An 11,730-nucleotide genomic window follows, 5' to 3' on the forward strand; every position below is an offset into this window, starting at 1 on the left:
CGGCACACCAAATGAAAAAACGCACCATAGAAATTATGGACACCACCCTTCGGGATGGTGAACAGACCTCTGGGGTTTCCTTTTCCGCTTCGGAAAAGCTTACCTTGGCCAAGCTCTTGTTGGAAGAGCTCAAAGTAGACCGCATCGAAGTGGCATCCGCACGGGTTTCGGATGGGGAATTGCAAGCCGTCAAAAATATTACGGAGTGGGCCGCTGCGGAAGGGTATTTATCCAAAGTAGAGGTATTGACCTTTGTGGATAATGGTGTTTCCTTAAAATGGATGCAAGATGCCGGAGCCAAGGTCCAAAACCTATTGACCAAGGGTTCGTTAAATCATTTAACCCATCAGCTTAAAAAGACTCCTGAACAGCACTTTACGGAAATTGAAAAAGTTATTTCAGAAGCTCATCGAGTTGGCATAGACACCAATGTGTATTTAGAGGATTGGAGCAACGGAATGCGCAATTCCAAAGACTACGTTTTTCAGTTTTTGGATTTTCTGACCCAACAGCCTATCAAACGTATTTTGCTTCCGGACACTTTGGGCGTGCTGACCCATACCGAGACAGGTGCATTCTTTAAGGAAATCATCCAAAGATACCCCAACACCCATTTTGATTTTCACGGTCACAACGATTATGATTTGAGCGTAGCCAACGTGATGGAGGCTTTGAAGGCTGGTGTTCATGGTTTGCATCTTACCGTAAATGGCATGGGCGAACGCGCAGGGAATGCGCCTTTGGCGAGTGCAGTGGCCGTTATCAACGATTTTTTACCAGAAATAAAGATTGGCGTCAAAGAATCTTCCCTTTACAAAGTAAGTAAGCTGGTGTCCGCCTTTACGGGTATAAGCATTCCGGATAATAAACCCATTGTCGGGGATAATGTTTTCACCCAAACCGCTGGCATACATGCAGATGGAGACAGTAAAAAGAATCTTTACTTTAATGACCTTTTGCCCGAACGATTTGGAAGAAAACGCAAATATGCCTTAGGTAAAACCTCGGGCAAGGCCAATATTCAGAAGAATCTTCAGGAGCTGGGGTTGACCCTTAACGATGATGAGCTAAAAAAGGTTACCGAACGTATCATCGAGCTAGGAGATAAAAAAGAGCGTGTCACCAAAGATGACCTACCCTATATTATTTCCGATGTGCTGGACAGTAATTTGCATCAACAAAAGGTCTTCGTCAAATCATATGTGTTGACGCATTCCAAGGGGTTGAAGCCCTCCACTACCCTTTCCATCGAAATCGATGGGAAAACGTATGAGGAAAATGCACAAGGTGACGGTCAGTTCGACGCCTTCATCAACGCTTTGAAAAAAGTGTACAAAAAAGAAGGTCGCGAATTGCCCAAACTGGTAGATTATGCCGTTCGGATACCGCCAGGCAGTACCTCCGACGCACTTTGCGAGACGGTTATTACTTGGCAAACCAAAGAAAAGGACTTTACCACACGAGGTTTGGATTCAGACCAAACGGTATCCGCCATTAAGGCCACGGAAAAAATGCTGAATCTCGTATAACCGAACATTGAGAGTTGTTCATTGAAAACTGATAATTGATAATTGAAAAAATGAAATTAAACATAGCGCTCTTGGCCGGAGATGGAATTGGCCCCGAAGTAATTGATCAAGCCGTAAAAGTATCTGATGCCGTCGCCGCGAAGTTCGGTCATGAAATTAGCTGGACTCCTGCACTGACAGGTGCTGCTGCCATTGATGCTGTGGGAGAGCCCTATCCCGACGAAACCCATGAAATATGCGTAGCTGCTGATGCCGTTCTTTTTGGTGCCATTGGCCATCCTCGATTTGACAATGATCCATCGGCCAAAGTGCGTCCCGAGCAAGGCTTGCTGAAAATGCGTCAAAAATTGGGGCTTTTTGCCAATGTTCGGCCAACGTTCACCTTTCCGTCCCTGATTGAAAAATCACCGTTGAAAAGAGAGCGTATTGAAGGAACGGACTTGGTTTTCTTACGTGAGCTGACAGGAGGTATCTATTTTGGGAAAAGAGGTCGTGAGGATAATGACAATACCGCCTACGATACCTGCACCTACACCCGTGCAGAAGTGGAGCGATTGGCCAGAAAAGGTTTTGAAATGGCGATGCAGCGTTCCAAAAAACTCTGCTGTGTGGATAAGGCCAACGTTTTGGAAACTTCCCGTTTATGGAGGGAAACCGTTCAAAAGTTGGAAAAAGAATATCCTGAAATAGAAGTTTCCTATGAATTTGTGGATGCCGTAGCCATGCGCTTGGTACAATGGCCAAGTGCCTACGATGTTTTAATCACCGAAAACTTGTTTGGGGATATTCTAACCGATGAAGCTTCGGTGATTTCAGGTTCTATGGGGTTGATGCCCTCCGCTTCCTTGGGAGAGGAAACCTCACTGTTTGAGCCCATCCACGGTTCATATCCGCAAGCGGGCGGAAAAGACATCGCTAACCCGTTGGCAACAGTTTTATCCGCAGCCATGATGTTCGAAACGGCATTTGGTCTTAAAGATGAGGCAGAAGCCATCCGTGAGGTGGTCAATAAGTCTTTGGCCGAAGGAGTGGTTACCGAGGATCTAGCCGAGGGCGGGAAAGCCTACAAGACCAGTGAAGTTGGGGACTGGTTGGCAAAACATATTTGATTAACCCCACATAAAAACCTAAAAAAAACCCCGAAAATCGGGGCTTTTTTTATTCCGATTCCAAAATGGTTTTATGACTAGAAATTCGTCAATTCGAGTGTTATGAGTGAAACGAAAAATGTATCGAGAATCAGAACTTCATCATTTTAAATCTTGTTCCCGACCTGCCACCGGTAGGCAGGTAGTTATTCCTTTGGAAAAAACTCAAACTGACACTTTTTTTTACAAAATGTAGTCCGTACTCAAGAAGTTGCTCACCTTAGCCTCCAACAATTGCTCCACCGTCTGATTGTTCAAGTTGTTGTCCTTGAATGCCACAAAGGTTCGGATAGAGAAGGAACGCAATGCATCGTGCACGCTCAAAGTGGACTGGGCGGAGTCCTTTCTACCCGTGAACGGATACACATCCGGTCCACGCTGACAAGAGCTGTTCAGGTTTACACGACAGACCAAGTTGGCCAAAGTGTCAATGAGCGGCGATAAGCTATACACATCCTTTCCAAACAAGCTCACTTGCTGTCCGTAGTTGGATTCTGCCATATCATCCAAAGGCTCTTCGATATCCTGAAAGGAAAGCACTGGTATAATGGGGCCAAATTGCTCCTCTTGGTAGACCCGCATATCCTTGGTAACAGGATACAGCACCGCCGGCCAGATATAATTGTCGAAATGCTTCCCTCCTTTTTTATTGATGATCTTGGCTCCTTTGGCCAAAGCATCATCCAAAAGCTCTTGTATGTAAGCTGGTTTGTCTGGTTCGGGTAGTGGCGTTAACTGCACCCCATCATCCCAAGGATTTCCAAACTTTAATCCATCCACTTTCTCCGAAAAGCGCTTTAAGAACTCATCCTTTACCTCGTCGTGGACGTAAACCACCTTCAAGGCTGTGCATCGCTGCCCATTAAAGGATAAGGTGCCCGAAATACACTCATTGATGGTCAAATCCAACTCGGCATCGGGCAGCACAATAGCCGGATTTTTGGCCTCCAAGCCCAAGACCAACCGTAATCGGTTACTTTTTGGATGCTGGTCCTGCAATGCATTGGCAGATTTACTGTTGCCGATCAAAGCCAATACATCCACCTTTCCCGTTTTCATTATGGGCGCCGCTACCGCCCTTCCGCGACCAAAAAGTATATTTACAACTCCCTTGGGAAAACTGCTCTGAAAAGCCTCCAAAAGAGGTGTGATTAAAAGAACGCCATGCTTCGCTGGCTTAAAAATGGTAGTGTTCCCCATAATAATGGCGGGAATCAACAAGGCAAAGGTTTCATTTAAGGGGTAATTGTATGGTCCAAGGCACAATACCACCCCGAGCGGTCCACGACGGATATGGGCGTAGACCCCGTCATGTTTCTGGAATTTGGCACAGTCACGGTCCAATTGCTTGTAATCTTCGATGGTGTCGTAGATGTATTCAACAGTTCGGTCAAACTCTTTATAGGAATCCGGTTTGGACTTCCCAATTTCCCACATCAACAGCTTTACGACCTGCTCGCGCTTTTGCTCCATTTTCTTTACAAAGGTCTCCATACACTCAATCCGGTCCTTCACCTTCATGGTAGGCCAAAGCCCTTGACCCTTGTCATAAGCCGCCAAAGCGGCATCCAAAGCCTCCATGGCCTCTTCTTCGCCCATATCGGGAATACTTCCCAATGGGGTGGGTGCGTATTCATCCGTTGAGGAAATGGTAGAAACCACTGGACTAGTAGCTCCGTCCCATTTACGGAGTTCCCCGTTTACTAAATATGTTCTTTGATGTATCTCTTCAGTGATTTGAAAAGCTTCTGGTATTGCTGGTTTCGTTTTCGCCATGAGTTATTGATTTTAAGCGATTAGTGTTCATAAATGGTCACCTCTACTACACAAAGCTAACACAAAAACCATTGAAAATCATGTTGATTCTGTGGAAACACTTAGTGTTGGACAGGAAACCAAACTTTATCATAATGATGCTTGAAAATGTTGGTGGCATCACACCAAATATTGAAAAAGATCAGGCTTGTTGTTCAGGTAATCCCCAAAGAAGTTGTTGTCTTTCATCCGCTGCATTAAGGGTTCAAGATCTTCTGGGGATTTTAGCTCTACCCCTACAATCGCCGGGGCATTTTCCCTACTTGACTTTTTGGAATACTCAAAGTGCGTGATATCGTCGTTGGGGCCCAAAATATCGACCACAAATTCCTTCAACGCGCCGGGTCGCTGGGGAAACCTCACAATAAAATAATGCTTCAATTGGGCGTAGAGCAAGGCCCTTTCCTTGATTTCGGCCGTTCGGGTAATATCGTTGTTGCTTCCGCTTACCACACAAACCACATTTTTGCCCTTGATTTCTTCCTTGAAATCATCCAAAGCAGCAATGGTGAGTGCTCCAGCGGGCTCCACCACAATGGCATCCCTATTGTAAAGATCCAAGATGGTCTGGCACACTTTTCCTTCGGGAACAGTGACCATTTTGTGTAGATAGTCCCTGCAAATAGGATAGGTCAACGAACCGACTTTTTGCACTGCCGCTCCATCAATAAACTTATCGATGTTTTCCAGCTCCACCAACTCCCCTTGTTCCATGGATTTTAGCATGGACGGGGCTCCTTCAGGTTCTACCCCTATAATTTTGGTGTTTGGCGATAAGGCCTGGAAGGTTCCGCAAAGCCCTGATGCCAATCCGCCACCGCCAACGGCCACAAACACATAATCGATAGGTACATGTGACTGTTGCAACATTTCCAAACCAACAGTGGCTTGTCCCTCTATGGTTTTTTCGTCATCAAAGGGATGCACAAAGGTTTTGCTTTCTTGCTCGCAAAACAATTCAGCCGCCTTTTTGGAATCGTCAAACGTATCCCCTTCCAGAACAACATCCACCCATTCCCCTCCAAACATCATTGTTTGGTCAATTTTCTGTTTTGGAGTCACTACGGGCATGTAAATGGTTCCTTTCACCTGCAAATGGCTACAGGCAAAGGCAACGCCCTGCGCGTGATTTCCAGCACTCGCGCAAACTACTCCGCTCTCCAGTTGTTGTTTACTAAGTGAACTGATCTTGTTGTACGCACCACGAATCTTGTAGCTTCGTACGCGATGTAAATCCTCACGCTTGAGAAGAATATTGGCCCCATGGGATTTGGAATAGCGGATACTTTGCTGCAAAGGGGTTACCTCTGCCACTTGGGCAATGGTCTTTGCCGCTTGATAAATATCCGCTATTTGCGGAAAGTATGTTTCCACCGTTTCGCTCATGGGACCAATGGTTTTGTTATCCTATGGGCTTCATGGCTGTCATGGAAGCACGCAATCTGGCACCGACCACTTCCACATCATGCTCACGGATGGCCTTGTTCACTGCAATCAGTCGAACGTTGTCCACCCCTGTATCTTTTCCTTCGCCAAAGTGTTTGCCAATGATATCGGTGTCCACATTCTTCATAAAATCTGCCAATAATGGCTTACAAGCATGGTCGAACAAATAACAGCCGTATTCCGCAGTATCGGAAATGACCCTGTTCATTTCGAACAATTTCTTTCTAGCAATGGTGTTGGCGATCAATGGGGTTTCGTGCAGCGATTCATAGTAGGCTGACTCTCCAATGATTCCGGATTCGGTCATGGTCTCATAGGCCAATTCCACCCCAGATTTTACAAAAGCGACCATCAATACCCCATTGTCATAATATTCCTGCTCGGAAATATTCATATCCCCAGCAGGTGTTTTTTCAAAAGCGGTCTCTCCCGTTGCAGCTCTCCAATCCAATAGGTTTTTATCGCCATTGTCCCAATCTTCCATCATGGTTTTGGAGAAGTGGCCGCTCATAATGTCGTCCATGTGCTTTTGGAACAAGGGTCGCATGATTTCCTTCAATTCTTCGGCCAAATCAAATGCCTTGATTTTGGCGGGATTCGACAAACGGTCCATCATATTGGTGATTCCACCTTGCTTCAATCCTTCGGTGATGGTTTCCCATCCATACTGAATCAATTTGGAGGCATAGGCTTCATCGATACCTTTTTCCACCATTTTGTTGAACGAAAGAATAGACCCTGTCTGCAACAAACCACAAAGAATGGTCTGCTCTCCCATCAAATCCGACTTTACTTCTGCCACAAATGATGATTCCAATACACCGGCTTTGTCCCCTCCCGTTGCCGCAGCATAGGCTTTGGCTTGTTCCAAACCTTTTCCTTCCGGGTCGTTTTCGGGGTGAACGGCAATCAAGGTGGGTACACCAAATCCTCTTTTGTACTCTTCACGCACCTCGGAACCTGGACTTTTGGGCGCTACCATGATTACGGTAAGGTCTTCACGCACTTGCATTCCCTCTTCCACGATATTGAAACCATGCGAATAGGACAAGGTGGCGCCTTGCTTCATCAAAGGCATTACTGTGCTTACCACATTGGTGTGTTGTTTATCCGGTGTCAGGTTGATGACCAAATCGGCAGTCGGAATCAATTCTTCATACGTTCCTACCGTAAAGTTGTTTTCCTTTGCGTTTTTGTAAGATTGACGTTGTTCCTTGATAGCTGCTGGCCGAAGGGCGTAAGAGATATCCAGCCCAGAGTCGCGCATGTTCAATCCTTGGTTCAACCCTTGGGCACCACACCCCACGATTACAATTTTCTTTCCTTTTAATGCGGTAACACCATCAGCGAACTCGCTGGAATCCATAAATCTACATTTTCCCAACTGTGTCAGTTGTTCGCGAAGTGATAGTGTGTTAAAGTAATTTGCCATTTTTAATATTTGATTTTATGCTATTTAGTTTTCTTGAAATTCTTGCAACATTTCGCTTATGGGCATGGTGGCCTTGGTGACCGCAATCCGCCCTGATCGAACAAATTGAAGGATACCATAAGGCTCCAATGCTTCGTGCATTTCATCTATTTCGTGCCGACGCCCTGTTTTGGCCAACGCAAAAAACTCCCGGTTTACGGTCACGATCTGCGAATGGCTTTCTTTGATGATGTTTTGAATCTGTCGTTCATCGAACAACAAATGCGAAGCAATTTTGAACAATGCCGATTCCTGATAGATGGTCTCATCATCGGTGTGATAATAGGCCTTGATGACCTCAACCTGCTTTTCTATCTGACCAACGATTTTCCGTGTCCACTCCTCGGTGGTAAAAACCACAATCGTGAACTTAGAAACACCTTCAATCTCTGATTTTGAGACATTTAAACTTTCTATATTGATATGTCGCTTTAAGAATATTCCCGATATCCTATTGAGCAATCCCACATGATTTTCGGAATATGCCGAGATGGTATACCATTGTTTTTCCATAGTGTTTTGATATGCTTTGTGACTTGTTAGGTTTGATAAAACATCACCCTACAAGTTTCCTTTTCTATTCATTTTTACTTCAATCTGATGTCCGAAACAGATGCACCTGATGGAATCATTGGGAACACATTGTCCTCTTTCTCCACTTTTACTTCCAAGAAATATGGATTTTTGGATGCCATCATCTCTTGCACCGCTTCTTGAAGGTCTCCCCTTTCGGTCACCCTTCTGGCTTGAATGTGATAACCTTCCGCAATCTTTACAAAATCGGGGTTGGTCATAACGGTGGATGCGTAACGCCTATCAAAGAATAGTTCTTGCCATTGGCGCACCATGCCCAAGTGATCATTGTTCAGTACCACAATTTTAACGGGCACATTGTGCTGAAAAATAACTCCGAGTTCCTGAATCGTCATTTGATAGCCTCCATCACCGATAATGGCCACCACTTCGCGGTCCATGGCGCCCATTTTGGCTCCGATAGCTGCCGGAAGGCCAAATCCCATGGTGCCCAGACCTCCGGAGGTAATATTACTCTTGGATTGTTTAAACTTGGCGTAACGGCAAGCAATCATTTGATGCTGACCAACATCGGAGACCATCACCGCTTTGTGGCCGGACGCCAAATTGATTTGCTCAATGACCTCGCCCATGGTCAACCCTTCCTTGGTCGGGTGAATGTCCTTATCGATCAAGGCATTGTATTCGATTTGATACATTTTATCAAACTCTGCCTTCCATGCGCTGTGCTCTTTTTTATCCACCAAAGGGAGAATATCGCGCAATGTTTCTTTGGAATTTCCCAAAACCGCTACATCTACCTTTACGTTTTTATTGACTTCTGCAGGGTCTATCTCAAAATGAATGACCTTGGCCTGTTTGGCGTAGGTATCCAAATTACCGGTGACCCGGTCATCAAAACGCATTCCAATGGCAATAAGCACATCGCATTCGTTCGTGAGCAGATTGGGTCCATAATTGCCGTGCATTCCCACCATACCCACGTTCAATGGATGGTCGGTATCCATGGCCGAAAGACCAAGAATGGTCCAAGCCGCAGGAATTCCCGTTTTTTCCACGAAGGCTTTGAGCTCTGCCTCCGCTTCGCCCAAAATCACCCCTTGCCCAAATACGATAAATGGTTTTTTGGCACTATTGATGAGTTCCGCTGCTTTCTCCAAGCTACCCGATTCAGGAGTGGGAACGGGTTTGTAGCTTCTGACCTTGGTACATTTTTCATACACAAAATCGAGCTCATCAAACTGAGCATTCTTGGTGATGTCCACCAAAACAGGTCCGGGCCGTCCCGATTTGGCAATATAAAATGCCTTCGCCATGATTTCTGGGATCTCTTCCACACGAGTGATTTGGTAATTCCATTTGGTCACAGGGGTCGAAATCCCCACAATATCGGTTTCTTGGAAGGCATCGGAACCTAAAAGGCTTCGTGTCACCTGCCCAGTAATGCAAACCATGGGGGTAGAATCAATCTGTGCATCGGCCAACCCTGTCACCAAATTAGTGGCTCCAGGACCCGATGTAGCCATGGCCACACCTACCCTGCCTGTCACCCTTGCATAGCCTTGCGCAGCATGGGTGGCCCCTTGTTCGTGACGGGTCAAAATATGCGTCAATTTATCCTGAAACTTATATAGCTCGTCATAAACAGGCATAATGGCCCCACCGGGATAACCGTATATTAAATCGACTCCTTCAGCAAGCAAACAGTGAATGATGGCCTCTGCTCCTGTTATTCGGATGCTATTTTGCGTTTTGCTATCTTTTTTTTGTGCTTTTAATGTCTCCATAAGCCTAAATTTAGGGAGATACCCCTTTTGTAATTGTTAGAACAAATCGGTAACACAGCCTTTTGCTGCGGATGACACCGTTTTGGCATATTTGTACAAGCTTCCTGATTTGACCTTCAATTCAGGTTGCTTCCATTCTTTTCTTCTTTTTTCGAGCTCTTCGTCTGAAATATTCACATTAATGGTATTCTTCACGGCATCGATGGTAATTTCATCACCATCTTTCACCAGGGCAATACCGCCTCCTACCTGGGCTTCGGGCGATACGTGGCCCACCACAAATCCGTGTGAACCACCGGAGAATCGACCATCGGTAATCAAGGCTACATCCTTTCCAAGTCCCGCTCCCATGATGGCAGATGTAGGCTTCAACATCTCGGGCATACCTGGTGCTCCTTTTGGTCCTTCATAGCGAATGACCACTACATCGCCTTTTTGTACTTTTCCGTTATGGATGCCTTCGTTCACCGCGACCTCGCTATCAAATACGCGGGCGGTTCCCGTAAATTCAAGTCCTTCTTTACCCGTAATCTTGGCAACGGCGCCTTCTGTGGCGATGTTCCCGGTTAAAATGCGAATATGTCCGGTTTCCTTAATAGGTTGTTCTTTTTTTCGGATAATGTCCTGCCCTTCGGCCAAATCGGGAACATCCAATAGGTTTTCGGCCAAGGTTTTTCCCGTAACGGTCATACAGTCCCCATGCAACATCCCTTCCTTCAACATGTATTTCAGTACAGCAGGCACCCCTCCAACATTGTGCAGGTCTTCCATCAAATATTTGCCACTGGGCTTTAAATCGGCCAGCAAAGGGGTGGACTCACTGATGCGTGTGATATCCTCCAAAGAGAAATCCACTTCCGCGGCATGGGCAATGGCCATAAAGTGAAGCACTGCATTGGTGGAACCCCCAAGTACAGTAACCAACCTAAACGCATTTTCCAATGACTTTTTGGTTACGATATCCCTTGGTTTGATGTCTTCTTTCAATAAATGGTACAGTGCCGCTCCTGCAGCTTCGCAATCCGCTTGTTTTTTATCGTTCACCGCTGGAATGGATGAGTTGAAGGGCATGGACATCCCCATGGCTTCTATTGCGGATGCCATGGTGTTTGCGGTGTACATGCCGCCACAGGCCCCAGCTCCCGGGCATGCCTTGTGGATGACCTCCTTGTATTCCTTTTCATCTATGGCACCGGCCACTTTTTGTCCATAAGCTTCAAAAGCCGAGATAATATCCAATTTTTTGTTGTTATGGCAACCCGGAGCAATGGTTCCCCCGTATACCAAAATGGATGGGCGGTTCAAACGCAATTGTGCCATTAAGGCTCCCGGCATGTTTTTATCGCACCCCACCACGGTGACCAAGCCGTCATAGCTCATGGCATGGATTACGGTTTCAATGGAATCGGCAATAATATCCCTTGATGGCAGCGAATACCGCATACCTGGTGTTCCGTTTGATATCCCATCGCTAACTCCAATGGTATTAAAGATAAGACCGACCAAATTGGAGGACTCTACCCCTTTTTTCACATCTAGGGCCAAATCATTGAGGTGCATATTACAGGGGTTTCCCTCGTAACCTGTACTCGCTATCCCGATTAAAGGTTTTTGTAAATCTTCATCTGTCAATCCAATCGCATGCAACATAGCCTGGGCCGCTGGCAGCGTTGGGTCTTGTGTCACTTTTTTACTAAACTTGTTCAATTCCATTGTAAAAATTCATTCAAATACCACATTCTCCTAAATAAATGCAGTAATTCAAAGATATATGTTTAAAAAGCCCTAGATTTTTAACAGTTGTTCGCTGTTTAAATCCACTGGAAACATAATATACATAAATTACTGTTTTTCAAACTTTTAGATGGTTTAAAAATCCAACATTCAATTAATTTTCTTGGAAATAAAAAAGGCCTGTATCGTGTGGGATACAGGCCTTTTAAGTCAATAGCAAGTCCATATCACCCCGTTTTGGGAATAATAATGACAGCTACGATGAC

General features: G+C 45.5%; 8 protein-coding genes. 2 read left to right on the top strand and 6 right to left on the bottom strand.

The genetic code is table 11. From position 1 onward, the window contains the following. Nucleotides 1-11: 11 nt before the first annotated feature. A complete protein-coding gene (locus ABNE31_RS11930) occupies nucleotides 12-1,529 on the top strand; it encodes an alpha-isopropylmalate synthase regulatory domain-containing protein (RefSeq protein ID WP_293287830.1) in 1,518 nt (505 codons plus the stop codon). 50 nt (nucleotides 1,530-1,579) lie between these two features. Next, nucleotides 1,580-2,638, top strand: coding sequence for a 3-isopropylmalate dehydrogenase (leuB, locus tag ABNE31_RS11935; RefSeq protein ID WP_349351295.1), 1,059 nt, complete (start codon nucleotides 1,580-1,582; stop codon nucleotides 2,636-2,638). A gap of 222 nt (nucleotides 2,639-2,860) precedes the next feature. Here leuB and ABNE31_RS11940 read toward each other — a convergent pair whose 3' ends face one another. The 6 genes from ABNE31_RS11940 to ilvD form a co-directional block, all read right to left on the bottom strand. Beyond that, nucleotides 2,861-4,453 (bottom strand): NADP-dependent glyceraldehyde-3-phosphate dehydrogenase, encoded by a 1,593-nt coding sequence (locus ABNE31_RS11940; protein ID WP_179383809.1) that lies wholly within the window; start codon nucleotides 4,451-4,453, stop codon nucleotides 2,861-2,863. Between the two features lie 159 nt (nucleotides 4,454-4,612). Beyond that, nucleotides 4,613-5,878, bottom strand: coding sequence for a threonine ammonia-lyase IlvA (ilvA, locus tag ABNE31_RS11945; protein WP_349351296.1), 1,266 nt, complete (start codon nucleotides 5,876-5,878; stop codon nucleotides 4,613-4,615). Between the two features lie 16 nt (nucleotides 5,879-5,894). Further along, nucleotides 5,895-7,370 (bottom strand): ketol-acid reductoisomerase, encoded by a 1,476-nt coding sequence (ilvC, locus tag ABNE31_RS11950; protein ID WP_349351297.1) that lies wholly within the window; start codon nucleotides 7,368-7,370, stop codon nucleotides 5,895-5,897. A gap of 24 nt (nucleotides 7,371-7,394) precedes the next feature. After that, complete coding sequence (gene ilvN, locus ABNE31_RS11955; protein WP_179383812.1) at nucleotides 7,395-7,922, bottom strand: acetolactate synthase small subunit; 528 nt, start codon at nucleotides 7,920-7,922, stop codon at nucleotides 7,395-7,397. Between the two features lie 74 nt (nucleotides 7,923-7,996). Then, a complete protein-coding gene (gene ilvB, locus ABNE31_RS11960) occupies nucleotides 7,997-9,730 on the bottom strand; it encodes a biosynthetic-type acetolactate synthase large subunit (RefSeq protein WP_349351298.1) in 1,734 nt (577 codons plus the stop codon). 36 nt (nucleotides 9,731-9,766) lie between these two features. Continuing rightward, complete coding sequence (gene ilvD / locus ABNE31_RS11965) at nucleotides 9,767-11,443, bottom strand: dihydroxy-acid dehydratase (protein ID WP_293287816.1); 1,677 nt, start codon at nucleotides 11,441-11,443, stop codon at nucleotides 9,767-9,769. Nucleotides 11,444-11,730: the final 287 nt, after the last annotated feature.

This window comes from Flagellimonas sp. MMG031, assembly GCF_040112705.1.
GTDB lineage: Bacteria > Bacteroidota > Bacteroidia > Flavobacteriales > Flavobacteriaceae > Flagellimonas.